The 24968-nt window shown below is 64.9% G+C and carries 27 protein-coding genes; 11 read left to right on the top strand and 16 right to left on the bottom strand.

The features are described 5' to 3' along the window. Positions 1-48: 48 nt before the first annotated feature. Entirely contained in the window at positions 49-627 is a 579-nt protein-coding gene (locus tag ACZI8Q_RS06000) for a hypothetical protein (protein ID WP_463372594.1), read from the top strand. Positions 628-630: 3 nt separating this feature from the next. On the opposite strand, the gene ACZI8Q_RS05995 is transcribed toward ACZI8Q_RS06000, so the two are convergent. Further along, positions 631-1041: a PPOX class F420-dependent oxidoreductase gene (locus tag ACZI8Q_RS05995; protein ID WP_463372593.1), complete on the bottom strand. Its 411-nt coding sequence runs from the start codon at positions 1039-1041 to the stop codon at positions 631-633. A gap of 113 nt (positions 1042-1154) precedes the next feature. Beyond that, a complete protein-coding gene (locus ACZI8Q_RS05990) occupies positions 1155-2564 on the bottom strand; it encodes an HNH endonuclease signature motif containing protein (protein WP_463372592.1) in 1410 nt (469 codons plus the stop codon). A 298-nt stretch (positions 2565-2862) separates the two neighbouring features. Between ACZI8Q_RS05990 and ACZI8Q_RS05985 the strand changes: the two genes are divergently transcribed. Beyond that, a complete protein-coding gene (locus ACZI8Q_RS05985) occupies positions 2863-3288 on the top strand; it encodes a nuclear transport factor 2 family protein (RefSeq protein ID WP_463372591.1) in 426 nt (141 codons plus the stop codon). 209 nt (positions 3289-3497) lie between these two features. Next, positions 3498-4205, top strand: coding sequence for a methyltransferase domain-containing protein (locus ACZI8Q_RS05980; RefSeq protein ID WP_463372590.1), 708 nt, complete (start codon positions 3498-3500; stop codon positions 4203-4205). On the opposite strand, the gene dapC is transcribed toward ACZI8Q_RS05980, so the two are convergent. The 5 genes from dapC to ACZI8Q_RS05955 all read right to left on the bottom strand — a co-directional run bounded on the left by dapC (position 4202) and on the right by ACZI8Q_RS05955 (position 9408). Continuing rightward, entirely contained in the window at positions 4202-5305 is a 1104-nt protein-coding gene (gene dapC, locus ACZI8Q_RS05975; protein WP_463372589.1) for a succinyldiaminopimelate transaminase, read from the bottom strand. The two genes, ACZI8Q_RS05980 and dapC, sit on opposite strands and share 4 nt — an antisense overlap. A 3-nt stretch (positions 5306-5308) precedes the next feature. Next, complete coding sequence (gene fdxA / locus ACZI8Q_RS05970) at positions 5309-5632, bottom strand: ferredoxin (RefSeq protein ID WP_463372588.1); 324 nt, start codon at positions 5630-5632, stop codon at positions 5309-5311. 129 nt (positions 5633-5761) lie between these two features. Next, a complete protein-coding gene (locus ACZI8Q_RS05965; protein WP_463372587.1) occupies positions 5762-6553 on the bottom strand; it encodes a hypothetical protein in 792 nt (263 codons plus the stop codon). Then, positions 6550-9174 (bottom strand): bifunctional FO biosynthesis protein CofGH, encoded by a 2625-nt coding sequence (locus tag ACZI8Q_RS05960; protein ID WP_463372586.1) that lies wholly within the window; start codon positions 9172-9174, stop codon positions 6550-6552. The genes ACZI8Q_RS05965 and ACZI8Q_RS05960 overlap by 4 nt, the downstream gene beginning before the upstream one ends. A gap of 51 nt (positions 9175-9225) precedes the next feature. Beyond that, positions 9226-9408: a hypothetical protein gene (locus ACZI8Q_RS05955; RefSeq protein ID WP_463372585.1), complete on the bottom strand. Its 183-nt coding sequence runs from the start codon at positions 9406-9408 to the stop codon at positions 9226-9228. 85 nt (positions 9409-9493) lie between these two features. On the opposite strand from ACZI8Q_RS05955, the gene ACZI8Q_RS05950 reads away from it, so the two are divergent. From ACZI8Q_RS05950 to ACZI8Q_RS05940, 3 genes are read left to right on the top strand one after another with little or no spacing between them, the layout of a single operon-like run. After that, entirely contained in the window at positions 9494-9994 is a 501-nt protein-coding gene (locus ACZI8Q_RS05950; RefSeq protein WP_463372584.1) for a PH domain-containing protein, read from the top strand. Beyond that, complete coding sequence (locus ACZI8Q_RS05945; protein ID WP_463372583.1) at positions 9991-11550, top strand: PH domain-containing protein; 1560 nt, start codon at positions 9991-9993, stop codon at positions 11548-11550. The genes ACZI8Q_RS05950 and ACZI8Q_RS05945 overlap by 4 nt, the downstream gene beginning before the upstream one ends. Continuing rightward, positions 11535-12242, top strand: a complete 708-nt coding sequence (locus ACZI8Q_RS05940) for a uracil-DNA glycosylase (protein ID WP_463372582.1) — start codon at positions 11535-11537, stop codon at positions 12240-12242. The genes ACZI8Q_RS05945 and ACZI8Q_RS05940 overlap by 16 nt, the downstream gene beginning before the upstream one ends. Here the strand turns inward: ACZI8Q_RS05940 and ACZI8Q_RS05935 are convergent, their stop codons facing one another. The 4 genes from ACZI8Q_RS05935 to ACZI8Q_RS05920 form a co-directional block, all read right to left on the bottom strand. Then, on the bottom strand, positions 12243-13076 hold the full coding sequence (locus ACZI8Q_RS05935) for a uroporphyrinogen-III synthase (protein ID WP_463372581.1): 834 nt from the start codon (positions 13074-13076) through the stop codon (positions 12243-12245). Positions 13077-13094: 18 nt separating this feature from the next. Beyond that, positions 13095-14543, bottom strand: a complete 1449-nt coding sequence (locus tag ACZI8Q_RS05930; protein WP_463372580.1) for a catalase — start codon at positions 14541-14543, stop codon at positions 13095-13097. 75 nt (positions 14544-14618) lie between these two features. Next, positions 14619-15020: a hypothetical protein gene (locus tag ACZI8Q_RS05925; protein WP_463372579.1), complete on the bottom strand. Its 402-nt coding sequence runs from the start codon at positions 15018-15020 to the stop codon at positions 14619-14621. Between the two features lie 31 nt (positions 15021-15051). Continuing rightward, positions 15052-15210, bottom strand: a complete 159-nt coding sequence (locus tag ACZI8Q_RS05920; protein ID WP_463372578.1) for a hypothetical protein — start codon at positions 15208-15210, stop codon at positions 15052-15054. Positions 15211-15318: 108 nt separating this feature from the next. Between ACZI8Q_RS05920 and ACZI8Q_RS05915 the strand changes: the two genes are divergently transcribed. Beyond that, positions 15319-15759, top strand: coding sequence for a DUF6153 family protein (locus ACZI8Q_RS05915; RefSeq protein ID WP_463372577.1), 441 nt, complete (start codon positions 15319-15321; stop codon positions 15757-15759). Between the two features lie 91 nt (positions 15760-15850). Continuing rightward, on the top strand, positions 15851-16531 hold the full coding sequence (locus ACZI8Q_RS05910) for a DUF305 domain-containing protein (protein WP_463372576.1): 681 nt from the start codon (positions 15851-15853) through the stop codon (positions 16529-16531). A 68-nt stretch (positions 16532-16599) separates the two neighbouring features. Here the strand turns inward: ACZI8Q_RS05910 and mshB are convergent, their stop codons facing one another. From mshB to typA, 3 genes are all read right to left on the bottom strand, one after another. Continuing rightward, positions 16600-17484, bottom strand: coding sequence for an N-acetyl-1-D-myo-inositol-2-amino-2-deoxy-alpha-D-glucopyranoside deacetylase (mshB, locus tag ACZI8Q_RS05905; RefSeq protein WP_463372574.1), 885 nt, complete (start codon positions 17482-17484; stop codon positions 16600-16602). A gap of 13 nt (positions 17485-17497) precedes the next feature. Then, a complete protein-coding gene (locus tag ACZI8Q_RS05900) occupies positions 17498-19222 on the bottom strand; it encodes an ABC transporter family substrate-binding protein (protein WP_463372573.1) in 1725 nt (574 codons plus the stop codon). 145 nt (positions 19223-19367) lie between these two features. Then, on the bottom strand, positions 19368-21275 hold the full coding sequence (typA, locus tag ACZI8Q_RS05895; RefSeq protein ID WP_463372572.1) for a translational GTPase TypA: 1908 nt from the start codon (positions 21273-21275) through the stop codon (positions 19368-19370). 324 nt (positions 21276-21599) lie between these two features. On the opposite strand from typA, the gene ACZI8Q_RS05890 reads away from it, so the two are divergent. Beyond that, positions 21600-21776 (top strand): hypothetical protein, encoded by a 177-nt coding sequence (locus ACZI8Q_RS05890; protein ID WP_463372571.1) that lies wholly within the window; start codon positions 21600-21602, stop codon positions 21774-21776. Here ACZI8Q_RS05890 and ACZI8Q_RS05885 read toward each other — a convergent pair. Next, the gene (locus ACZI8Q_RS05885; RefSeq protein ID WP_463372570.1) at positions 21754-22188 is read right to left on the bottom strand and encodes a (deoxy)nucleoside triphosphate pyrophosphohydrolase; all 435 of its coding nucleotides are present in this window, start codon (positions 22186-22188) and stop codon (positions 21754-21756) included. The genes ACZI8Q_RS05890 and ACZI8Q_RS05885 overlap by 23 nt on opposite strands. Positions 22189-22204: 16 nt before the next feature. Between ACZI8Q_RS05885 and ACZI8Q_RS05880 the strand changes: the two genes are divergently transcribed. Then, on the top strand, positions 22205-22492 hold the full coding sequence (locus ACZI8Q_RS05880) for a 4a-hydroxytetrahydrobiopterin dehydratase (RefSeq protein WP_463372569.1): 288 nt from the start codon (positions 22205-22207) through the stop codon (positions 22490-22492). On the opposite strand, the gene ACZI8Q_RS05875 is transcribed toward ACZI8Q_RS05880, so the two are convergent. After that, on the bottom strand, positions 22437-23780 hold the full coding sequence (locus ACZI8Q_RS05875) for a mannosyltransferase (protein ID WP_463372568.1): 1344 nt from the start codon (positions 23778-23780) through the stop codon (positions 22437-22439). The two genes, ACZI8Q_RS05880 and ACZI8Q_RS05875, sit on opposite strands and share 56 nt — an antisense overlap. Before the next feature lie 341 nt (positions 23781-24121). Here ACZI8Q_RS05875 and ACZI8Q_RS05870 point away from each other — a divergent pair, with 341 nt between their 5' ends. Next, positions 24122-24883, top strand: a complete 762-nt coding sequence (locus ACZI8Q_RS05870) for an Rv1157c family protein (protein ID WP_463372841.1) — start codon at positions 24122-24124, stop codon at positions 24881-24883. Positions 24884-24968 lie beyond the last annotated feature (85 nt).

The raw sequence follows: 24968 nt of genomic DNA, 5'->3' as shown, positions 1-24968 counted from the left end.
CCTGTTCGGCCACCTACCCTCTCTTCCCAGGCTAGCTACGCTCGAGGTATGTCGGCACGAAACCGGGTCACGCCTTTCTCGGACATCGTCGCCGTCCCGTTGCGTGGCCTGTTCATGGGCAATCGGGGGTGCCTGCACAAGGATGGAGAACTCGTCCGACACCACACAGGGAGGCGTTGGATCGTATGTGAAATCCACTTTCGGGGGCGCCGGGTCGAACAGTGGGCGCAAGGTCGGTACACGGTGTTGTTCTTCCACGACGAGGCGGTTGCCCTTGCGGCCGGTCACCGGCCGTGCGCGGAATGTCGGCGCGGCCGGTACAACGAATTCCGGGCGGCATGGGGTGGGGCGCCGAGCGCCTACGAGATGGATGCGCAGTTGCACCACGAGCGCCTCGGCGACCGCTGGAATACGGCCTGGGCATCGCTTCCGGGCGGAGCGTTCGTCGTCCATGACGATGCTCCCGCTCTGGTGTGGGGCGGCAGCCTGGTGCCGTGGTCCGCCGCCGGGTACGGGCCTCCCGTCGACCGCCCGTCGAAGGGTCCGGTCACCGTGCTGACACCGTCGTCCACCGTTGCTGCCCTGACCGAGGGCTACGTGCCTGTAGTCGCTTTCGAAGCGGAATGAGTGTCAGTCGTTCACATTCCGCGAGTCGACCACCATCCGATGCACGTCGGTTTGCCCGTCGCCGAGGCCGAAGCTGATAATGCGTTCCGGGTGGATACGTATAGTGGCGGACCCGTCCGTTGTGACTGACGCTTCCAGGGCTTCTGCACGCCCTCGTACTTCCACGCACCGCACACGCCACGGGTCGGTTGAGGGCAGGTCGTCCACCACGAACGCCACCCGGCCATTGTCGGCAACGTTCTTGAACTTCCGGCTCGCCGTCATCTTGTAGCCCTGGATGTCGATGGTTCCGGTGTCGATATCGAGGTGAAATCCCAGCGGACTGACCTGCAGGGTTCCGTTGGGCTGCACCGTGGCCAGCCGTCCGAGTCGCTGCGTGGACAAGTATTCGATTTCTTGCTCCGAGAAGCACATGTCTCGAACGTAGAACCCCAACTGCACTCGAGGTCAAGACTCGACGCACGCCGAGTAGCGCCTGCCCGTGGTGTTGTGGGTGGCGCTGGCTCGGTGTCAGGCGGGTTTCGCGGTCAGGCGGCGTTGGGTCCGGCCCTGTTGTCGTGGGGCCCGTCCCTGATGGTGTGTGCCCGGTGGTTCGAGGGCAACGCCTGCGGTCGTATCCCAAGGTGCGGTGGCGGGAGGAACCAGGGGTGCCGGTCGGTGCCCATCCGGATTTCCCACGCGGAGTGATGCAACAGGCGGTGGTGAAATCCGCACAGCAACACCAGATTGTCCATATCGGTGGGCCCGTGATCGATCCAATGAACAATGTGATGACCTTCACACCAGGATGCCGGTGCTCCGCAGTTCGGGAACGCGCACCCTCGATCGCGGGCCACCAGGGCGCGGCGTTGTTTACCGGTGACGGTGCGGACGGTGTCCCCCAGATCCAACGGTGCACCATCAAGGTCGACCACCACGGTGGACAGCAGGCAGTCGCAGGCCAGCAGGCGGGCCGTGTGCACGGTGATCGGGCCCATCCACGACGCCCACCCCACATGATCACGGTCCGGATCGGCGAACAGATCCCGATACGCGCTCGCGTCCGGTGTCGGGTCCGATGCAGCCTGGTCCGGCGTCTGATCCGACGCGGCCCGGTTCGGTGCCGGGTGGTCGGCCAGATCCGTCGCCTTCACCGTCACACTGATGTGCGGTTTTTGCCCGCCCTCGACCGGCCCGGCACCGGAGGCCAGGTAACGCCGTAAGAGTTCGGTGAACCCATCCGCCCGGCGGCGTGCCGGGGTCCGCGCATCCGGGGTGCCATCAGTGGCGGGGCGTGGTGTCGACAACCCCGACAACGCCGCCAGCAGCATCTCCCCGGTCACCGCATCCAGATCACCCTTCACAGCAATGCGCCCGTTCAAGGTTTTCGAGGCATGAAACTCGTTGCGGTCGACATCTTCTGCCGGTGGCGGGGTGTCGGATTCGAAAATGTGCTCGAGCTTCGCGGTGACTGCCCGCACCCCATCGCTGGTCGCGGCCGGACCGGACGCGGCCGCCAGCAGCGCATCCCTACATGCCGGCAACGCCTCCGCCGGCATCGCGGCCGGTGGTTTCTCGCAGAACCGCACGATCAACCCCGCATGCGCAAGCGACACCGTTCCGGCATCCAGGGCGGCGCCGACCTCCGGGTGATCACCCAATGCAGTCCCCAACGCGATCAACCGCCCCGCCGCCCCCACCTCCAACAACGTGTTGCCCGCCAACCACATTTTGGTGCTCCGATACCCGAGCACATCCATCTTGCAGCGAGCATCGACCTCCGCCAGCAGACGCACCCGACGCGCTTCCAAACGGGCGATCTCCGCCGACAACCCCACCACCGACTCACACAACTGCCGATCCGCTAACTGCCACGACTCCGGAACCTGCGTCGCCAACCGCAACGCATCAGCCCGCAGCTGCTCGTCTACCCCGTGATGTGAATCCCCCGACCCCATACACCCACCCTACTTCGAACACCAGTTCGAGTCAATGCTTTCGGCGCATGCAATCGATCGGAATCCGAAGCTGGTTCCTACTGAAGACCGATCCGCTCGTCGATCTAGCGAGTCGCCTCCAGCAGGCCAAGCTCTGGGTGGCGCTCGCGAAGTGTACGAACGGCGGACACACCCTGTCCGCCCAATTCGCCGAGGCAATGTCGAACTTGCCACAAAGCTCGGTCCTGGATCCTCTCCCCGGAACCCACAGCGACACAGAACTGGCCTGGTGCGACGCGAATGCCGAATACTCAATGTCGTGAATCATGCAGCGACCGAGCCCGACCGCAACACCGACCCCGAGCTCCGCGAACTGCTCGAGGAGCTCACACAGTACGAGCCGATCTTCCATCACCCAGAACTAGGCGCCACGAGGGAGGACTTCGATCGGCTCACGGACCCGAGCTTCTGGGAGACCGGGGCCTCCGGCAACCGCTACAGTCGCGAACACGTCTGGTCAACCCTCGAGCAGCGATACGCGACAGACCCATCCGGCCAGCTCGACGACAACTGGCAAACAAGCGAATTCCAGCTGCGCGAGATCGCCCCGTCAACCTACCTACTGACGTACACACTCCTGCAAGACACCAGACTCAGCCGCAGGGTGACCGTATGGCAGCGTCGTGCAGATTCCTGGACGATCCTGTACCACCAAGGAACCACTGTCACCGACTACGCACCGTGAGGATATGCAGCAGCCAACTACCGGCTGCTGTGATCTAATTCCTCCCATGACAACATCCACGCAGCTCTGGTGGCGGCTCTACTAGCGGCCTGCCCTGCGTGTTCCCGGCCGCCTCTTCGTGCGGCCGATAGTTTCCGATTTGTCGACGGAATCGAACTCGGGCTGTCGAGGGGAGGTACTACTTCTCCATCGAAAGGAACTACCCACCAATGTCATTCGACACCGCTCCCACACCGCCGGACGGAATCGGCGAAGTAGTCATCACCGCTCGGTCGTTCGAGGAATACCGGGCCATGTTCGCCTTGTCCCCCGACGATCTGACCAAGCAGATCCTGGACTGCCCCAGCGGCGCGGCGGAATTCACCAGCGAAGCGAATTCGCGCGGAGGCCATGTGACCGCATGCGACGCGGCGTACGCCCAGCGCACGGCCAACGAACTCACGACCAGCGCCGCGGCCGAAACCGATCGGGGCAACCGATACGTCCGCGCACATACTCGCGACTACGTATGGGACTTCTTCACCGACCCCGGCGAGCACCAACGCATCCGACAGCGTGCCGTCCAGCGCTTCGCCACCGATATTCGCCGGAACCCGAATCATTATGTGGCAGGACAGCTACCATCGCTGCCCTTCCCCGATGCGAGCTTCGACCTGGTACTGAGCTCACATCTGCTGTTCAGCTACGCCGACCGCCTCGATTACACCTTTCATCTCGACGCGATTTCGGAATTGATGAGGATCACTCGCGACGAAACCCGGATCTTTCCTCTGGTGCCAGTCGGCTCGACAACACCCTATCCGCAGCTGGACGCACTACTCGAGGAACTCGAAAACCGCGGCACCGCAACACGAATAGTCAAGGTCGACTACGAGTTCCAGCGCGGCGCCAACCAGATGCTGGTGTGCCACCGCTAAGCGCGTAGTCGCTCCGCAGCCGCGGCGATCCGCTCGTCACTGGCTGTCAGACCGATACGCACGTGCGTACCCCCGCGTGGCCCGTAGAACTCGCCGGGCGCGACGAGGATGCCGCGCTCGGCGAACCAGTCGACCGTATCGCGGCACGGTTCGCCGCGCGTGGCCCACAGGTACAGACCGGCCTCGGAGTCGTCGACGGTGAAACCGGCTCCCTGAATCGCACCGAGAAGAATCTCGCGGCGACGGCGGTACCGTTCGCGCTGCTCGTTCTCGTGCTCGTCGTCGACCAGGGCAGCGGTCATCGCGGACTGAATGGGCAGCGGCACCATCATCCCGGCGTGCTTGCGCACCTCGAGCAGTTCCGCAACCAACGCTGGGTCACCAGTGACGAACCCGGCCCGGTAACTGGCGAGGCTCGACGTCTTCGACAGCGAATGCACGGCGAGAAGTCCGGTGAGATCACCGTCGTTCACGCGCTCGTCGAGAATCGACAGCGCCTCGCCCTCCCAGGTCAGCCCCAGGTAGCACTCGTCCGACACAACGATCGCGTCGCGTTCACGCGCCCAGGCCACCACCTTGCGCAGATGATCCAGACCCAGCACTTTGCCCGTCGGGTTCGACGGAGAGTTGACGAAGATCAACGACGCTCGCTCCGGACCCAACCGGCTCAGGCCATCGGCCCGAAGAATGCGGGCGCCGGCGAGCAAAGCACCGACCTCGTAGGTGGGGTATGCGAGTTCCGGAATGACGACCAGGTCGTCGGCACCGAGACCGAGAAGCCTCGGCAGCCACGCGATCATTTCTTTCGTCCCGATGGCCGGCAGCACCGACTCCGGTCTGATTCCTGTGATCCCGTATCGACGCGCCAGGGCCCCCACCGCGGCATCGCGCAGTGCGGCGGTGCCGTGCGTGGTCGGGTAACCGGGTTGCTCGGCGACCGCGTTCAGTGCCTCCCGAATGACCGGGGCCACCGGGTCGACGGGCGTTCCCACCGACAGGTTGACGATGCCGTCAGCGTGAGCGACAGCCTTGGCTTTCGCGCCCTCCAGCGAATCCCAGGGGAAATCAGGAAGGCCCCTGGCGACGGGAACTCGGGACAACCGCTAGTCCTCACCCATGGGAGGCAACGCCTTGATGAACGGCGGGTCGTAATCGACCTTGCCGAGCTTCGCCGCGCCGCCGGGCGAGCCGAGATCGTCGAAGAAGTCGACGTTCGCGCTGATGTATCCGTTCCACTGGTCCGGGGTGTCGTCCTCGTAGAAGATCGCCTCGACAGGGCATACAGGTTCGCAGGCGCCACAGTCCACGCACTCGTCCGGATGGATGTACAGCATTCGTCCACCCTCGTAGATGCAGTCGACAGGGCATTCCTCGATACATGCCTTGTCCAAAACATCGACGCACGGTTCCGCGATTATGTAGGTCACCGCTGCTCTCCTGCCTTCCGACCAGATTGATCGGGATCTGATACCGCTCCCCCAAACAGACCTCAAGAACCCGTAAGGATCACTATTATGCTCTGCCGACGACTAGGGTATCTGCTAAGGGTTACCTGATCAGAGCCGAGGCATCGTGGTATCGACCCTGCCCTGTGCACCACGTCCGGAAGCAGCGCCCTGCTGGTCGATCCACTGGTTGCCCTGCTCCGCCGCACGGGCGAGCGCACCGCGTTCGCCCAGATAGCCTGCAATGGCCCCCACCACCGGCAGATTCCCGAGCAGCGAATACACCTTGCCCGGCTGCGGGCGTTTGTCGAGTTCCCCGGTGATCGCGCGGAAGATCCGGGCGGTTCCGATCAGATTGCCGACTACCGCGAACGGTTGCCAGGACCGCCTGCCCGCGCCCGCGTCATTCGCCTGAAGCGTCCCCGGCAGGACGTGTGCATCGACCTCGCGCCGACACAGCACCGACGCCAGCAGGTCGACCTGATCGGATCGGTCGGTGATGCCGTGTTCGCGTGCGACCGCCACCAGAACGACCGCCTGGTTGGCGAACCCGAGCAGTTCCTGAAGTGGAAGCCGGTTGAGCAGCAGCCCGAAGAACCCGGGAAATGCCACCGCGATGGTGTTGACCGCACCGAGCCGGGTGACCCACCACCGGGACCGCTCGTCCACTGTGGCCTTTCCCCATGCGTCGGTTCCGGGGAATCGGATCGTGTCCATCACCCAGGCCGCCCCATCGAGGAGAGCCTCGGCGATGTTGCGCTCGTCGGGCGTCGGAACGAACGTGCGGGCTTTCAGCCTCAGGGGGTCGGTGTAGGCGAGATCGAGCACAGGATTGATACCCCACACCGCACGGTCGAGTACCGCGACCACGCGACGGTCACCCAAAACGTCCTTGGAGCTCATGCTGCCGAATCCCTTCCGGTGCGCCGCGCGTGCGTGGTGGTGCGCTCGCGAGCGGGCCGGCCGATCCCTTCCGCGATGGCACGAAGTTCCTCGACGGTCTTCTCCGAGCCGTGCTCGGAACCGGCCATCCGCGAGATGGTCTCTTCCATGAGCGTGCCGCCCAGATCGTTCGCACCACCGTTCAACATCATCTGAGTGCCGGTCACACCCAGCTTGACCCAGCTGGTCTGAATGTTGGGGATGCTGCCGTGCAGCATGATCCGCGCCAAGGCGTGCACCGCACGGTTGTCCCGATTGGTGGGGCCGGGCCGGGAGGCGCCGGCGAGGTACAGCGGGGCGCTCTGGTGCACGAACGGCAGCGGCACGAACTCGGTGAACCCGCCGGTCCGGTCCTGAATGCCGCGCAACACCCGCAGGTGACCCACCCAGTGGCGTGGGCTGTCGACGTGGCCGTACATCATGGTGGAACTCGATCGCAGGCCTACTTCGTGTGCCGTGGTGACGACGTCCACCCAGGTAGCGGTCGGCAACTTCCCCTTGGTGAGAACCCATCGCACCTCGTCGTCGAGAATCTCGGCGGCTGTGCCAGGGATGGTGTCGAGTCCGGCTTCGCGCAATTCGGTCAGCCAATCACGAACGCTCTGTCCGCCGCGGGACGCCCCGTTGACGATCTCCATCGGGCTGAACGCGTGTACGTGCATCGACGGCACGCGCTTCTTCACCGCGCGGACCAGGTCGGCGTACCCCGTGACCGGCAACTCCGGGTCGATACCACCCTGCATGCAGACCTCGGTGGCACCTGCGACGTGCGCTTCCCACGCCCGATCGGCAACCTCGTCGGTGGACAACGTGAACGCGTCCGCATCGCCTTTGCGCTGCGCAAAGGCGCAGAACCGGCATCCGGTGTAGCAGATGTTGGTGAAGTTGATGTTCCGGTTCACCACATAGGTGACGTCCTCGCCCACCGCATCTTTGCGCAGCGAATCCGCCAGCGCCACCACCGCTTCCAGACCGGGACCTTCCGCCGTGGCAAGTGCCAGGTACTCGTCGTCCGTGAGCGCCGCGGGATCGCGCTCGGCGGCCCGCAACGCCGCCACGACACTGGTGTCCACGCGGGACGGGGCGCTGAGCTCGAGCACTTGCTCGCGGACGGTGTCCCAGTCACCGAAGGCACTCCCGAGATCGCTTCGGGTGTCAGTGTTGCGGCCGTCGGTGTCGATCTCGCTGTTCAGATCGACCCGGCCGGTCGACTCCCAGGACTCGTCCGGCTCCTGCCAGGGCATGCCCACCGGCTTGGAATCGGCACTCGCCAGCCCCGTTTCGGGGTCCGCCAGCGCCTGAACGTGACCGGTCACGCGCGGATCGATCCACGGCGAACCGGCGAGCACGTACTGTGGTTGCGCCGCAGTACGTTCGGTCAGCTCAAATCCGGCATCGGCGGTGATCTTCGCCAGGACATCGAGGTTGGGCCAGGGCCGTTCGGGATTGACGTGGTCCGGGGTCAGCGGTGAGACCCCGCCCCAGTCGTCGACACCGGCGTTCAGCAACGCGACACATTCTTCGGCCGAGACCAGGTTCGGCGGCGACTGGATGCGCATGCCCGGCCCCAGCAGCAGCCGGGCGACCGCGATCGCCGCCGTGAACTCGTCCAGACTCGCATCGGGCGAATCGCGCATCGCGGTATCCGGCTTGGCCAGAAAGTTCTGGATGATGACTTCTTGAACGTGACCGAACGCCTTGTGTGACTTCCGGATCGCCATGATGGACTCGGCACGCTCGGCGAACGTCTCGCCGATCCCCACCAGAATCCCCGTGGTGAACGGAACACTGAGACGGCCGGCATCGGTCAATGTCCGCAACCGCACGGTGGGGTCCTTGTCGGGGCTGCCGTAATGGCACTCCCCCTTGTCCGTGAACAACCGTGTGGACGTGGTCTCGAGCATCATGCCCATCGACGGCGCCACCGGCTTGAGCCGAGAAATCTCCTCCCAGCCCATCACGCCCGGGTTCAGATGCGGCAGCAGGCCGGTTTCCTCGAGGACCCGAATGGACATCGCACGCAGGTAGTCGAGGGTCGAGTCGTAACCGCGTTCGTCGAGCCACTGTGCGGCCTCGGGCCACCGATCCTCCGGTCGATCACCGAGAGTGAACAGCGCTTCCTTGCAACCCAACTCGGCGCCTCGGCGAGCGATCTCGAGAACCTCGTCGGGTTCGAGGTACATGCCGTGCCCCTCGGACCGAAGCTTGCCCGGCACCGTCACGAAAGTGCAGTAGTGGCACTTGTCCCGGCACAACCGGGTCAGCGGGATGAACACCTTCCGTGAATAGGTGACGGCCTTGGGCCTGCCCGCAGCGAGGAGCCCCGCGTCACGCACCTTGGCGGCCGACGCACACAGATCGGAAAGATCGTCGCCCCGAGCCTGCAGCAGCGTGGTGGCCTCGTCGACATTGAGAGTGGCACCGTCGCGTGCACGGCGAAGCACTCGCCGCATCGCCGACCGGCTCGGTGACCCGGACGCAGTAGAACTGGTCCGAGCGGACACCGGAGCTCCCGGCATGGGGAGCATCGTGGGACTGCCGGAATCGTCACCTGAATGAGTCACCCCGCGATCATGCGCCATGATCGCCGCCCCCGGCCACCCCGGGTGGTGTCGACATCACCCCGACCGCCCTCAACCGTGTGGGTAGTCCTCGTCGTCGGGAACGCAGATGTGCTGTTCCGCGGCGTCGGCTTCGTTCGCCTCCAACGGAGCCCCGTCGGCATCGTTCGCGGCCTCGTCACCTGCGTCGAGGCTCTGCTCGAGCCGGTCGGCCTCGGGTACTTCCGGAGAGTCGGCGGCATCGAATTCGGTCATGTCTCTCCTCCTTCTCTCGATGAGGGCACCTCCCACGATATGTGCCTTCTCGACAGAATGCCCGGGCTCGGCCAAAGTGAAGCTCATGACCTCGCCGCCCACCGTGACCATGTCTGACCCGAAGTGGCGCCCGAGTCCGAAGGCCAAGCGCCTGTGGGCGGGCGAGGCAGCGTTGGTGTGGTTACCGATCCTCGCGGTCGAAGTCGTCCTCGCCGGGATCGGATTCTGGCCGACGTGGGTGCACGCGAGCGTATTGGCGGTCTCCGTGGTGGCCGCTGCCGCACATGGGATCATCGTTCCGGTCTGGCGTTATCGGGTTCATCGTTGGGAGATCAGTGACACCGCGGTCTGTACCCGGACCGGCTGGTTCGACCAGGAACGACGAATAGCGCCGATCTCCCGCATCCAGACCGTGGACACCGAACGGGGCCCACTCGAGCGAATGCTCGGGCTGTCCACCGTCACCGTCACCACTGCATCGTCCGCAGGGGCTGTCGAGATCACTGCACTCGACAGGGACGTGGCCGACCGTACGGTCGCCCAACTCACCACAATTGCCCAGCAGAACGCCGGCGACGCCACATGACCGAATTTCACCCGACGGCTGCGCCCGAGCATGTCGCGCCCGCCGAGGAGGACACCGAAGACGCGCGTGCTCGCGAGTCGGAACAACCATGGCTGCAACTCGACCGGCGGATGCTCCTCGTCCACCCGGTGAACGAAATCGTCAAACTGCTGCCGGTACTGCTCGTCTCGTTCGTTCTCGGCGCCCAGAGCGGAAACCACCTGTGGAGCTTCCTGGTCGTCGTCGGACTGGTGGCGTACGGCCTCGCCCGCTGGCTCACCACCACTTACCGGATCGGTCCGGTGCACGTACAGCTTCGTCAGGGCATCTTCCAGAAGCGTGTTCTGTCGATCCCGCGATCACGCATCCGGTCGGTCGACGTCGAATCCCATCTGTTGCATCGCCTGCTCGGGTTGTCGATCGTGCGCATCGGCACCGGCCAACGCGCTCCGGGCAAGTCCGACACGAATCGTTTCGAACTCGATGCCCTGTCGTCGGCCCTCGTGCCCGATCTGCGCGCCGCCCTCCTCACCCGCGCACTCCGGCAAGGAGACAGCGATCCGGCCGACGAAACGGTCGCCGCCGTCTCGACCGGCATCGAGATCGGGCATTGGCACCCGTCCTGGGTTCGCTACGCCCCGTTCTCCATCACGGGCATTGCGACGATCGCGTTTCTCGTCGGCGTCGCGTTCCAGTACAGCGCGGGCGCCGACGTCGATTCGGCCCGAATCTCGGACGGGTTCGCATCGATCGAGCACGCCGGCCTCGCGCTGGTGACTTTCGGCGGCGTCATCGTTCTCCTGATCATGGCGAGCGCCTTCGCGTGCGTGCGGTACCTCGTCACCTACGGCGCGATGACGGTCACCGACAACCGCAACGTTCTCCACGTCAGTCACGGCCTGCTGTCGACACGGCAAACGACGCTCGACCGGGCGCGACTGCGTGGGACGACGCTCGCGGAGCCGCTGTTGTTACGACTGGCGGGCGGTGCCAGTTTGAACGCCATCATGACCGGTGTTGCGGCAGGCCAGGGCTCGTCTTCGCTCCTGCTGCCCCAAGGCCCGCGCACCGAATGCGAGCGCGTCATGGCCACCGTCATCGGGGACCGACGTCACGCTGACATTCCCCTCGCTGCGCATGGGCCCGTTGCTCGCCGACGGCGCTTCACTCGCGCCCTTGCCCTTCCGTTCGCCTGTGCCGCACTTCTCGTCGGCCTCTCCTGGACCGGTCGGACTGTGCACTGGACGGCATGGGTGGTCACCGCGCTGCTGCTGTGCGCCTCGGTGGCCCTTGCGTGGGATCGATACCGCGGTCTCGGCCACACCGTACTTCCGGGATGGCTCATCACCCGCAGTGGGTCGCTCGACAGAAAGCGGCACAGTCTCGATGCCGACGGCATCATCGGCTGGACGGTACGGCAGACCTGGTTCCAACGGCGCGCAGGTGTCGCGACCGTGATCGCTGCGACCCCGGCCGGAATCGGGAGCTATGCAGTGAACGACATTCCGGTGGACCAGGCATGGGCGCTCGTCGAGGCCGTCACACCGGGCGGAGGTGACGTATGGGCACGCCGATAGATCTGGCAGCAATGGACGCGGAATTGATCGAATGCCGTGCCTGCCCACGCCTCGTCGAATGGCGGGAGAAGGTGGCGGCCGAAAAGCGTGCCGCGTTTCGGGACGAAACCTACTGGGGCAGGCCGGTGCCCGGATTCGGGCCTGCCGACGCCGCCGTCCTGATCGTCGGTCTTGCCCCTGCCGCCCACGGTGCGAACCGGACGGGCCGCATGTTCACCGGCGATCGCAGCGGCGACTTCCTCTACGCCGCAATGCACGCGATCGGTCTCGCGAACCAGCCCACCGCCACATCCATCGACGACGGGCTCGAATTACACGGCACCCGCATCACATCGCCGGTGCATTGCGCTCCACCGGCGAACAAGCCCACCACGTCCGAACGCAACAACTGCCGACACTGGCTCGACACCGAACTCGAGCTGCTGAAACCGACCCTGCGCTCGGTTGTCGTCCTCGGCGGATTCGGTTGGCAAGCACTTCTGCCCGTGCTCGCCGACCACGGTTGGACCATCCCGAAACCGAGGCCGCAGTTCGGACACGGCGTGCGCGTGCGTCTGGACGGCGACCGTCCACTGAACCTGTTCGGCTGCTATCACGTCAGCCAGCAGAACACCTTCACCGGGCGTCTCACACCCGCGATGCTCGAATCGGTCCTCACCGACGCTGCCCGCACTGCTGGGGTTCTCACCTGATCATCGACGCTTCGGCAACTCCTCGAAGATGTACTTGGCGAGGCTCCCCAGACGAGGCCGGTCGGGCCTCATCGTCGGTACGCCGAGCGCCTCGAACGGCGAGGCCGTCACAGATCCGACGCACACCGCAGCAACCGGACCCCGGAACGCAGCCACCACCCGATCGACAGCATCCATATCGCGCGCAGTGCTCAGCAGCGAAGACACCGCAGGTGCACTGGTGAACGTGACCGCGTCGACACGGGCGTCGGCGATCTCCTCGACCAGGTTGCGCATCGGTCGTTGGTCGTGGGGCCGCTCCCACCGGTACACCGACAACGCCGTGACATCGGCACCGAGATCGGTGAGGGCCTCACTCAAGTCGACGATCGGCTCCCATTCGGTGATGGTTCCGTGTCGCTGTACCGCGACGGAGGTCCCGGACACACCTTCGGCCTTCAAATGCTCGAGGACTTCTTCGGACGACTCCGTCTGCGGCGACCATTCCTCGCGGAGACCGACGCCGCGAACGGCACCCTTCGCCTTCGGACCCCGGGTGATGATCCGGCCGGAGCCGAGCGCCCGCACGAGGCGCTCCCCCTGCCCCCATTCCCGGGCAGTCTCGAGCCAGCCACGGAAACCGGAAGCCGTGCTGACGACCGTCACCTCCGGCGGCGACTCCACCAGTTTCGCGGTGGAAACCCGCAGCTGCGCATCGTCGGTCAGCGGCAGAACGTGCATGGCCGGCGTATGCGTCACCGTGGCGCCGTGCCGCTCGAGCAGCGTGATGAACTCACCGGCACGGCGCTCGGCCGTCACGGCGATTCGGAACCCGGACAGTTCGTCGTTGGACATTCCTTCAGTGTGCTCGATCTACTTCGCACGCACACCATCCTCGACTCGCTTGCCCAGATCGGCGTCGACGTTGCGCCAATACTCGAACGCCCGCTGCAGAACCGGCTCCGTCACACCGTTCGACAGGTGTCCGACGATGTTGCCGACGAGACGCGTGCGGGCGTCGTCGTCCAAAACGTCGCGTACGAGAGTTCCCGCCTGACCCCAGTCGTCGTCGTCCGCATGGAGGGTGTTGGCCGTGCGGACCATGTCGCCATCGGTATGCCAGGTGGCAGTAGGACCGACCTGATCCGGGTCCGCCTGCGGTCCGCCCTTCGAATTGGGCACGTATACCGGATCGCTTCGAAGGCTGTACCGCATGTTGCCGTCCTTCGAGTACGACCGGACCGGAACATGCGGAGCATTCACCGGCAGGTCCTTGTAGTTCGCCCCGATGCGGTATCGGTGGGCGTCCGGATAGGCGAACAATCGTCCAACCAGCATCTTGTCGGGGCTGGTGCCGACGCCGGGCACGAGGTTGCTCGGTTCGAAGGCAGCCTGCTCGATCTCGCAGTGATAATCGGTCGGATTCCGGTCGAGCGTCATCCGCCCCACTTCGATCAACGGGTAGTCCCCGTGCGGCCACACCTTCGTGAGATCGAAGGGATTGAACCGGTAGTTCTTCGCGTCTTCGAACGGCATGATCTGCATGTGCAGCGTCCAGCTCGGATACTGACCCGCATCGATGTGCTCCCACAAGTCCCTGGTGTGGTAATCGGTGTCCGTGGCCGCCATCTGGTCGCCCTCGTCCTGGGTGAGGCATTCGACGCCCTGATCGGTCTTGAAGTGGTACTTCACCCAGAACTTCGCGCCCTCGGCGTTCACCCACATGTACGTGTGACTCGAGTACCCGTTCATGTGCCGCCAGGTCTTCGGGATTCCCCGATCCCCCATCAGCCAGGTGACCTGGTGGGCCGACTCCGGGGACAGGGTCCAGAAGTCCCACTGCATGTCATGGTCGCGCAGGTTGTTGTCCGCCCGGCGCTTCTGGGATCTGATGAAATCCTGAAACTTCATCGGGTCGCGCATGAAGAAGACTGGCGTGTTGTTGCCGACCATGTCGTAGTTGCCCTGGTCGGTGTAGAACTTGATCGCGAATCCGCGGGGATCGCGCCAGGTGTCCGGGCTTCCGCGCTCACCGGCGACCGAACTGAACCGAATCAGCAGGTCCGTCTTCTTACCTGGCTGGAACAGATCGGCCTTGGTGTAGGCACTCACGTCGTTGGTCACTTCGAAACGGCCGAACGCACCGCCGCCCTTTGCGTGCGGTTGACGCTCCGCAACCCGTTCGCGATTGAACTGGGCCATCTTTTCGATGAGGTAGTGATCTTGCAGAAGGATCGGCCCGTCGGGGCCGACCGTGAGTGAGTGTTGGTCACTGACGACCGGGATTCCAGCATCGTCGGTCGTGAAATTGGGTTCCGCCATGACTGGCTCCTCCGCCGGATACAGTTCAACGAACGCGTACCCGAGAAGACCCGGTGGCAAACGAACCGACGTCGGTCAGCGAGTCGGAATCCCCGCCGGCGACGTCGCCGCTTTCCACAGGAATACAGCCGACGGAACGACGGCACCGATCAACAACAACAGGGTCGATACCGACCCCAACAGCAAGACGTCGCCGCCGGGCCCGCCGAGCATGCACACGAAGAATCCGAACAGCCAACCACTCAACGGCCACATTCCTGTGCCGTTACGACCGGTCAGCGAGCGCGCCGTGCGCACCAACAGGAGGTTGACCACCGCTGCGATCAGGATCGTCACCGGAAACGGCGTGCCACCGATATACAGCGGCAGATACAACACCGAGAGAATCGCGCACAGAAAGCCGTCGAAGGTCAGCAACGCCAGCGGAACCCTCTCGCTCGGCGTCCACTCGGTGGTATTGATGTGCGCGGTGGTCATACCGTCGATTCTGAATCAGGACTAGCCTGAATCAGGAAACCGGGGGGTACCCCAGCATGGTCAGTAGATGGCTCTGCATATCCGCAAAGTGGTACAGGGCGTCGTAGTAGAGCGCCCGCTGCTCCGGCCAGTGGGGGCGCATGGTGTCGACGAACGCGACGATGGCGTTCTGAACACTCCAGTTGTACATCCACAATCCCTTCGGAAGTCTGTGATCTACATTCCAGGATAGACAGTGCGGTGACGCCTGACACACTCACCCCGGCGTCGCCGGTTCCCCGTCGGTAATCTTCATCGTGTGACACCGTCGACGACAGCACCGCAGACCCGGCCTCTGCTGCTGCCGCTGGTGGTTGTGGCGGTACTCCTGGGCATCCTGCTGATGCACTCGGCGCCGGTGCCACCTCCAGCGAGGCCGTCGGTTCCGTCTACCGTGTCCGCCGACTTGCACGCCGGTCACAATGCCGCGCCATCGGACTCGTCCGGTGACGTCGCGCCGACACATGCGGCTGCCGGTGAGTGCGGCGGTGACAACCATTGCGGTCACCACACCGCACTACATCTGTGCATGGCGGTCGTGGTGATCATCGGCCTGATGACACGCGCGCGCTCGTGTATCACCGTTCCCGCTCCGGATCCCGTGTTGCTGGGGCTCGCGCCCTGGCTCCGCCGACAGGCGGACCGTGCACCGCCTTGGACCACCCCCACTCTCTCGCAACTGTCGGTGTTGCGGGTGTGACAGGTGACCCCTACGGGCCACCCGACCGGTCGCGCCTCCCCGTCGTGCCCGAAACACCTTCAGATACCGAACTTTTCGAGGAGTACCGACCATGAAGTCGAACCGTTCCACCCGTGTCAAGATCGCTTTCGCCGCCGGGTCTGCGGCCGCAGCCCTGGTCGTCGCCGGTTGCAGCGATGGCGACAGCGCCACCGATGCGGGCCAGGTGCCCGGTAGCGCCACCTCCGCCGTCACGTCGCCGGAAGGCGCAAGCGAGTCCCCTGACGACGAGTTCCCTGACAGCGGCGCCACTCACAACCAGGCCGACGTGACCTTCCTGCAGATGATGTACCCGCACCATGAACAGGCGGTCGCGATGGCGATGATGGTCGAAGGACGCACCACCAACGCGGAGATCATCGAACTTGCCGCAGAGATCGAAGCTGCGCAAGCCCCCGAGATGGAACAGATGACCGCACTGCTCGAGGAGTTCGGCCGGCCCGCACCCACCGAGACCGACCCCTCGATGGACATGGATCACGGCGGCCACGACAACGAGAACGGCAGCGGCATGATGACCGAGGAACAGATGACCGAGCTCGCGAACAACAGCGGAACCGAGTTCGACACCATGTGGCTCCAGATGATGATCGCCCACCATCAAGGTGCAATCGACATGGCCGAGACCGAACTGGCGGAGGGCGACAACCCCGAGGTCGAGAACATGGCAGAAGCGATCGTCGACGCCCAGCAGTCGGAGATCACCATCATGCAGAACCTGCTGCAAGGCTGAGCGGCCACGTGCGGGTGAACCTGTCCGACCGACACGGGCCCCGGTTCACCCGCACACCGCTTCGGCCCTTACTCGGTCGACGTGATTCCCGAGAACAGATCACGTTCACGCCCAGTCGCGTCACGCTCCCCCAGCTCGCCGCGGACGAGTACGAAGTGCTCTGTGCCCAGCACCGGCTGTGCGATGTTGTTCGACAGCGCGTACTCACGCCCGCCCGGCGCCACCGTGACCTGCGTGGCATGCGCACCGAGTGCTGCTCGCTTCGCATCCATGACATCTGCGACATCGAGCGCCGTCGTGACCGCCGAGTCGGGAACGCTCGGCAACTCACCAGGATCGGGCATCCGCCACCCGTCGGGTAGTTCCCCGATCCGGCACAGCCCTGCCTCCAGCGAAGACGCTTCGGTGACCGTCCAATAGAGTTTCGGCACGTTCCATCGCGGTCCGGCTGCCGGGAACTGCACCGAATCCGACGCCTGCACTGCAGCGGTCACCAATCGGTGTGCCTGAATGTGATCGGGGTGGCCGTACCCGCCGACCTCGTCGTAGGTGACCACGACATGCGGGCGCAGTCGACGAATCACTTCGACGAACGCTGCCACGGTCGAATCCACCTCCGCATTGACGAAGGCGCGCGGATTCGCCGCTGCGGGAGTTCCCGCCATCCCGGAATCACGAAAACGACCGGCACCACGGAGGAAGTGCGGCCCGCCGGCACCGAGTGCCGTCAGCGCCGCAGTGAGCTCGAGGATCCGGAAGCCCCCGAGTTGGTCGGCCCGGTCGGCGACGAGCCCTGCCCATTCCTCACCGATGACCTCACCTTCCTCGCCGAGCGTGCACGTGAGCACCGTGACGGAATCTCCCTGCGCCGCATAGTGCGCGATGGTTCCGCCCGTCGTGATCGTCTCGTCGTCCGGATGCGCGTGGACGAGGAGAATGCGCCGCCCGCTCAACTCGTCGCCTCCATCATTCGGTCCGTGACCACACTGCCGCGTCCGAGAAGATTCCGACCGGAAGCGCACCGTCGAGCGACACTCCGTCGACTCCCGGGCCCGCGGCAACCAGTGTGCGATCCTGCAGTATCGGCAGAACCCCCGCCAGCTCCCACATGCGTTGATCGGCATGAGCGAGTACCGCTCCGACGTCGCCTTCTCCGCGCAGCGCGGCATCGATCTCCGGTTGCAGTGCGGGATCACACACACCCGAACGATTGGTCGGCGCCTCCGCCCGGTCTTCCGCATCGAGGCCGAGCGGCCGCACCGCCTCCGGCCCAGGAGGACAACCGAAACGCGAGGCAAGCGCGGTCGCGGGATCGCCACCCGAGCGCACCCAGCCGACTACAGCGTCGATCTCTCCGGAAACGAGTGCGTCACCGTAGATTTCGTCGACCGGTACGGATTCAACGGTTGCGGCAACACCAGCGCCACGAAGCTGGTCGGCGGCGGTGTTCGCGACCGCAGCTGCGGTCTCGTCTCGCTCCGGCACGCCGATCACCAACTCGAGAGGCTCACCCTCACGCATCAGCTCACCTTCCGGCCCTGGCTGAAAACCCGCCTGCGCAAGTAGGTCCAGCGCCTGTTCCGGCGCAGGTCGCGGTGGAGCAGTCGGCACATAGCCCGGATCGGACGGTGGCAACACGAGCGACTGTGCGGCGACAGCGTTGTCGTCGCCCGCCCCCACGGTGGCCAGCACCGCCGGATCGAGCAGATCCAGAACTCCGCGGCGCACCCTCACGTCTTCCAATTCGGGCGCCCGAGAATTCAGGGTCAGATGCAGAGATCTCGGCTGCAGCACCGTGTCGGTACGAACTCCCGGGATAGCCGCGAGCTGAGCCATCGCTGCCGACCCGCCGTGAACCTGGGCGACCTGGGTGTCGCCGGTCCGCATCGAATCTGCAAGCTGCCACGGTGCCCCGCCCCGGCGAAACAGAATCTGGTCCGCGACGGCCGGGATTCCCCAGAAGCGGTCATTGCGTTCGAGAAGAATCTCGTCCCGGCCACGATCGATCGACCGGATGTGAAATTGCCCGCCGGACACCGGCAGTCCCTCCGCAAGCCCGGTGGTGAACCCGCCGAGAGAATCCTTGAGCAGGTGCGCCGGCAGCAGATTGGTGAACAGTTCCCGCCACGCCGGATAGGGTGCCCGCAGAGTCACATGGACGGTCTTGCCGCCGCCGGACGAGGAGACGTCTTCGATCAGCTGATATCCGGCGGGGTCGACGACGCCCGGCGAGCTGACCATCTGTTCCCACAGGTAGCGGAAGTCCTCCGCCGCAATCGGCGCGCCGTCCGACCATTGCGCCACATCCCGCAACTGGTACGTGATGACCGGCGGATTCTGCGACGTGATGCCGGCCGAGACGACGAGGGAAGGGTCGGGCACCCACTCGGTGTCGCCGGGCCGTTCCACGCTCGGGACGGGTCTGAACGGGCTCGGCAGCACGAGCGAACTCACTGCCGCGTTCGTGGGCGACTGATCCGCGATCAGATGCGGGTTGAACCCCATCCCGATGTCGTCGATGGCGACGACCACCGGCAGTTGCACCTCGGGCGAGGCCGGTGCGGGCGTGGTGGTCGTCTCCGTGCTCTCGACCGGCGGCGGTGGATCGGCGGTGCAGGCCCCGACGAGCAGCGCCGCCGAAAGGGATGTTGCAGTGAGCAGGACCGATCGCAGTCTCGATTTCGTGTTCACGTGCGAACACGTTGCTCTCACAGCACTTGTCGTTGTCACCGTGCCATCACCGACCACTGCACCATCCTCACTCGCGAAAGACGAATGTACCTTCCGATCGGGCAATCGACCGGAAGGCACATTCGTCAAGCACTGCGTCCGACGACTAGAGAGACGCCTTGTCGCGCGCCTTGGACCGCGAACGCTCACGAGCGCGATCTGTCGACGAGAGGTGAACCTTGCGCACACGCACGGCTTCCGGCGTGACCTCGACGCACTCGTCACCCGCACAGAACTCCATGGCGCCTTCGAGGTCGAGCTTCTTCGGCTTCGCGAGGGTTTCCATGACGTCGGCGGAGGACTGACGCATGTTGGTCAGCTTCTTCTCACGCGTGACGTTGATGTCGAGGTCCTCGGCACGCGGGTTGATACCCACGACCATGCCCTCGTAGGTGTCCGCTCCCGGCTCCACGAAGAAGATCCCGCGGTCGGCGAGCTGGATCATCGCGAACGGAGTGACGGTACCGGTGCGGTCCGACACGAGGGAACCGGTGTGACGGGCACGGATCTCGCCGGCCCACGGGCCGTATCCGTCGAACACCGCGTTGGCGATACCGGTACCGCGGGTTTCGGTGAGGAAGTCGGTGCGGAATCCGATCAGTCCACGGGACGGAACGATGAATTCCATGCGAACCCAGCCGGCGCCGTGGTTCGTCATCTGAACCATCTTGCCCTTGCGGGCCGCGAGAAGCTGCGTGATGGCACCGAGGTACTCCTCGGGGCTGTCGATGGTGAGTTCCTCGAAAGGCTCGTGCACCTTGCCGTCGACCTGCCGGGTGACCACCTGCGGTTTTCCGACGGTCAGCTCGAAGCCTTCGCGGCGCATCTGCTCGACCAGAATGGCCAATGCGAGCTCACCACGTCCCTGAACCTCCCAGGCATCGGGACGGCCGATGTCGAGAACCTTGAGCGAGACGTTACCGATCAGCTCCTGGTCCAGGCGCGCCTTCACCATGCGGGCGGTGAGCTTGTGCCCCTGAACACGACCGACCAGCGGCGACGTATTGGTTCCGATGGTCACGGAGATGGCCGGCTGATCGACGGTGATACGCGGCAGCGGCTCCGGGTTCTCCAGGTCTGCCAGGGTGTCGCCGATCATGATGTCCGAGAAACCCGCGACGGCGACGATGTCGCCGGCAACGGCGACCTCACCGGGTACACGCTCGACACCGATCGTGGTCAGCAACTCGGTGACCTTGGCCTTCTGGACGACCGGCTCACCGTCGACCTCACGGCACCACGACACGGTCTGGCCCTTGCGGAGTTCACCGTTGTGGATGCGGACGAGCGCGAGTCGTCCGAGGAACGCGGAGGCGTCGAGGTTGGTGACGTGCGCCTGCAGCGGAGCGTCGGCGTTGCCCTTCGGCGCGGGCACGTGCTCCATCAGGACGTCGAACAGAGCTTCGAGGTTGTCGGCGCCCGGGGCCTGACCGTTCTCGGGCTGTTCGGTCGACGCCTTGCCCTCACGGCCGGACGCGTACAGGACGGGAAGATCGAGGGCGAGCTCGGCGGCCTCGGCGGCCTCGTCGGACAGGTCGGAAGCCAGATCGAGAAGCAGATCCTGCGCCTCGGTGACGACCTCTTCGATGCGGGCGTCGGGACGGTCCGTCTTGTTGACGACCAGGATTACCGGCAGCGACGCAGCAAGCGCCTTGCGCAGCACGAAGCGAGTCTGCGGCAGTGGGCCTTCGGATGCGTCGACGAGCAGCACGACGCCGTCCACCATGGACAGACCGCGCTCGACCTCGCCACCGAAGTCGGCGTGACCCGGGGTGTCGATCACGTTGATGACCGTGACCGATCCGTCCTCGTGATGCTTGTGCACCGCGGTGTTCTTCGCGAGGATCGTGATGCCCTTCTCGCGTTCGAGGTCGCCGGAGTCCATGACGCGATCGACCAGCTCGGCGCGCTCCTCGAAGGCCCCCGACTGGCGCAGCATGGCGTCGACGAGGGTGGTCTTGCCGTGGTCGACGTGTGCGACGATGGCAACGTTACGGAAGCTGGTGATGCTCACGCGATGGCTCTCCTGGCTGAATCGAATTTCGGCCACGCGAAAAGGTCCATCGCACGGCTCTCTGGTCGGCCGCTATGCGGATTGGTATCCCGACATACCCTCTACCGACCCGGCGACAGAGGTGCGAATCGCCCGGTGTGGGCATCGCGGCCACGTAGATACTACCCGCCAAGGGCTCGATCTCGCGCATCGCGGAACATCGCCCTGCGCCCACCACCTGCACAGAGTGACGTGGAACACCCCCTGCCCGGGCAGGGTAGGCTGACCTGAGTACCACCCGGGTGCGACCCGGATCAGCGTGAACAGAAAGGCCGAGCCGACACGATGGGCAAGGTCAAAGCAAAAGAGGTTTCGAGCCTCAAGCCCAAGAAGAAGTGCTGCCGCAAGAAGACGCGGTGCCTGAAGTGCCCGGTCGTCGTCATGCGAATGAAGAAGCTCGAGGCTCAGGGCGCTTCCAAGAAGGAACTCAAGAAGGGGCTCAAGAAGGCTCGCGCAGCATAGCCGTGAGGTCGGGCAACCACGCCCGATCGTTCTCGACGAGGTCCGTTTCCCTCAGCTCAGTGGCGTCGACCCATTTCACGGCGGCATGGTCGAGCGCCTGCGGGCTTCCCGACACGAGGGACGTACGGTAGGCCCGCAAAACGAGACCGCTGCTCAAGGGCACGTCGACACCGACCCTGTGCGCTCCGATCACCTCGATTGCCAGTTCCTCACGAATCTCCCGCACCAGCGCAGCCGCCGCTGTCTCCCCCGCCTCCACCTTTCCGCCCGGCAACTCCCACTGGCCCGCCAACTCGGGTGGACGAACTCGTTGGGCTAGCAACAGCCGACCGTCGACAACGATCGCCGCCGCCACGACTTCACGCTCGGCAGCCCCTGCAGAGTCGGTAGTCCTTGCAGCATCGGTACTCACTGCACCATCATGAGGTATGGCCGAGTTGCTGTCCGACGGACTGATCGACACCTCACTCGCTGAACTGCCTGATTGGCACCGTTCGGGCGATTCCATCGTGCGCACCGTGGAATCCGCCAGTTTTCCCGACGCGATCACACTCGTGGTCAAGGTCGCCGAGATGGCGGAAAGCGCAGGCCACCACCCAGACATCGACATCCGCTGGCGAAAGGTCACCTACACCTTGTCGACCCACTCGTCGGGCGGCATCACCCAGCGGGATCTGGATCTTGCCGCTGCGATCGACCAGGCGATTCCGCACTGAGATTGTCGGACTCGCGTCGACCACCCTGCTTCCGACCACCCTGCTTTCGACCACCCTGCTTTCGACCACCCTGCCGCCGGCCACTCAGGACCACCCAGACGAACACCGCGAATGCGCCCAGCACATCCACGGTGCCCAGCCAGGCGAGGAGCGCCGGGCGCGAGAACAACCAGATCGAATCCTGGAAGAAGCTGAGCACCCAGGGCACACCGATCAGTGTGGTGACGATCCAATACCCGGCGATCAGCTTCGTTCCCAGCTCCGCTCGCAAGGGTCCGTGAAGCAACCAGATCAGCATCGGCACCACCCACACCCAGTGATGCGACCACGAGATCGGGGACAGTAAGAGTCCCAGTAGCTGGACCACCACCAGCGTGCCCAGACGGTCGTCACCAGCAAGTGCCCGCCAGGCCGCCACTGCCAGGATCGCTGCTGTCACGACGGCGACGAGCCAGATCGCCCCGGTACCCACGTCGTATCCGGCAATCCGGCTGAGAGCACCCCGCAGGGACTGGTTCCATACGGATCCGACCGGCCCGATCCGATCCGCATCCCCGAGGAGCGTGGTGAAGTACTCCTTGGCCTCGGCTCCGATCAGCAGAAAGCTGAGAGCGACCGTGCCGCCGAATGCCACTGCCGAGAACGCCGCAGCCTTCCATCTGCGTTGCGCCAGGAAATAGAGCCCGGTGATCGCCGGCGTCAGTTTGATTCCTGCGGCGATACCCACGAGTCCACCGGAGACCCACCAGCGCGAACTCGTCACCGCCGCCATGGTCAGCAAAGCGAGGAAGACATTCACCTGCCCGTAGTCGAGTGTGGTCCGAACCGGTTCGGACCACACTCCGACCGTGGTCCACAGCATCGCGACCGGACGCCACCGGGTGTCACGGGCCGCGTCGCCCAAGAGCAGGGTCAGACTCATTCGTACCAGGGCGTACACGCCCAGGATCGTCAGTAGCTGCCAAACCACCGCGATGACCGGGAACGGTATGTAGTGCAGCGGAAAGAACACCAGGGCGGCGAACGGTGGATACGTGAACGGGAGCGGAAAATCCGGGGTCACCACCGAATAGGTGAAGTCGTACAGGTCGCCGCCGAACAAAGCCGCGGATCCGTCCACGTACACGTGCAGGTCGACGAAGTTCATCCCGTTGGGGCTGAACAGCGTCCAGCCCAGGCGAAGTACGACGGAGACAGCCAGAAGAACTGGAGCGCTCCGTAGTAGCCACCGAATCGTCGAAGATTCCGGGACCGTCGGCCGCGCGGTCACTTCGGACAGGTCTGACACTGTGCGGCGCTCTCCCGTGATGCGTGATGACGATGTTTCGATTTCGCACAGCGTATCCGGACTGTGACCGAGCGGCCGGACAGGAGTGTCGATGCCCGTAACAGTTACATCACCATTCCCACAAACCACAACAGTCACAGGTTAAGGTCACCAGACGATCACCACCGGGGTCTGTATGCAATACACTCCCACCGGGCATCACAGCCGGACGTAATTTCGGTCACGGCTGTACAACCCGGGGGCGCTGTACATAGAGTGACCCCCCGAACCGTCAGACGTGGATCAATTTTGCTCTGCGCTGCTATGACAAGGATGGGGAGACCGTGCTTCGAACCCGAGGTATGCGTAGGGCGTTCGGCGCTCTCGCGATCGCTTCTGCTGCCGTGCTGGCCGTGCCCGCACAGGCAGTCGCACAGCCCACACCGCCGCCCGTACCCGAGGGCGTGCCGGTCGAGATGCTGGCATCGTTCGCACCCGCCATCATCGGCGCCGCAATCGGTCCTGCCGACATCGCAGGCGAGCTGTCGAACGTCGCGGCCCCTCAGGACCAACTTCTCGCGCAGGCGCGAATCCTCCTCGAAACCCCGGGCATCCCGCCGGAGATCAAGTCCACGCTCGAACGCGTCATCACGTTCCTCGACGGCAGCGGCGGCGGCGGACCCGAGATCCCCGAGGAGAATGCGCCGGTCATAGCGCAATTCCTGTACCCCACCATCGGCAAGAACTGCATCGGTGAGGGATCAGACTCCGTCGGTACAGCCTTCGCGGTCCCCGGTCCGGCCGAGTTGCCGCCTCCCGGCCCCAAGCCCGGCGAAGCAGCCTTCGTGTTCACCGCACTGGGCACCGGACCGGTTACAGCCGAACAGGCCACGCCGATGACCGTCACCTGGATGAACCTGGACAACGGCAAGCGCGCCACCCAGAATCTCACGGCTGACGCGAACATCAACCCGGACGGCCCTGCCACACTGTCCACCATCGCGCAGACCGGCCCCGGCCGCGTCGTCGCAGTCATCTCCGGTGGCCTCACCACCGAGGCGGAAGGTGCCGCACCGATCAGCTGCGACTTCCTCCCGACCGTGGGCATGTTCCACGTAGCCTGACCCGATCACCCGAAGTGGGGCCCCCCCACAAACGGGGGGCCCACAGCCGGGAGTTCCGGTTGGCGGGGGCTTTAGGGGGGTGTTT

It is taken from the genome of Rhodococcus quanlei, assembly GCF_055231015.1.
Note: the sequence above shows the minus strand (reverse complement) of the source record. Positions and strands in the feature narration are given on the sequence as shown.

Excerpts from the sequence above, each read along its gene's own strand:
- ACZI8Q_RS06000 (WP_463372594.1), top strand. The coding sequence starts at position 49 with ATGTCGGCACGAAACCGGGTCACGCCTTTCTCGGACATCGTCGCCGTC.
- ACZI8Q_RS05995 (WP_463372593.1), bottom strand. The coding sequence starts at position 1,041 with ATGTGCTTCTCGGAGCAAGAAATCGAATACTTGTCCACGCAGCGACTC.
- ACZI8Q_RS05990 (WP_463372592.1), bottom strand. The coding sequence starts at position 2,564 with ATGGGGTCGGGGGATTCACATCACGGGGTAGACGAGCAGCTGCGGGCT.
- ACZI8Q_RS05980 (WP_463372590.1), top strand. The coding sequence starts at position 3,498 with ATGTCATTCGACACCGCTCCCACACCGCCGGACGGAATCGGCGAAGTA.
- ACZI8Q_RS05965 (WP_463372587.1), bottom strand. The coding sequence starts at position 6,553 with ATGAGCTCCAAGGACGTTTTGGGTGACCGTCGCGTGGTCGCGGTACTC.
- ACZI8Q_RS05960 (WP_463372586.1), bottom strand. The coding sequence starts at position 9,174 with ATGGCGCATGATCGCGGGGTGACTCATTCAGGTGACGATTCCGGCAGT.
- ACZI8Q_RS05955 (WP_463372585.1), bottom strand. The coding sequence starts at position 9,408 with ATGACCGAATTCGATGCCGCCGACTCTCCGGAAGTACCCGAGGCCGAC.
- ACZI8Q_RS05950 (WP_463372584.1), top strand. The coding sequence starts at position 9,494 with ATGACCTCGCCGCCCACCGTGACCATGTCTGACCCGAAGTGGCGCCCG.
- ACZI8Q_RS05945 (WP_463372583.1), top strand. The coding sequence starts at position 9,991 with ATGACCGAATTTCACCCGACGGCTGCGCCCGAGCATGTCGCGCCCGCC.
- ACZI8Q_RS05940 (WP_463372582.1), top strand. The coding sequence starts at position 11,535 with ATGGGCACGCCGATAGATCTGGCAGCAATGGACGCGGAATTGATCGAA.
- ACZI8Q_RS05935 (WP_463372581.1), bottom strand. The coding sequence starts at position 13,076 with ATGTCCAACGACGAACTGTCCGGGTTCCGAATCGCCGTGACGGCCGAG.
- ACZI8Q_RS05930 (WP_463372580.1), bottom strand. The coding sequence starts at position 14,543 with ATGGCGGAACCCAATTTCACGACCGACGATGCTGGAATCCCGGTCGTC.
- ACZI8Q_RS05925 (WP_463372579.1), bottom strand. The coding sequence starts at position 15,020 with ATGACCACCGCGCACATCAATACCACCGAGTGGACGCCGAGCGAGAGG.
- ACZI8Q_RS05920 (WP_463372578.1), bottom strand. The coding sequence starts at position 15,210 with ATGTACAACTGGAGTGTTCAGAACGCCATCGTCGCGTTCGTCGACACC.
- ACZI8Q_RS05910 (WP_463372576.1), top strand. The coding sequence starts at position 15,851 with ATGAAGTCGAACCGTTCCACCCGTGTCAAGATCGCTTTCGCCGCCGGG.
- ACZI8Q_RS05890 (WP_463372571.1), top strand. The coding sequence starts at position 21,600 with ATGGGCAAGGTCAAAGCAAAAGAGGTTTCGAGCCTCAAGCCCAAGAAG.
- ACZI8Q_RS05880 (WP_463372569.1), top strand. The coding sequence starts at position 22,205 with ATGGCCGAGTTGCTGTCCGACGGACTGATCGACACCTCACTCGCTGAA.
- ACZI8Q_RS05870 (WP_463372841.1), top strand. The coding sequence starts at position 24,122 with ATGCGTAGGGCGTTCGGCGCTCTCGCGATCGCTTCTGCTGCCGTGCTG.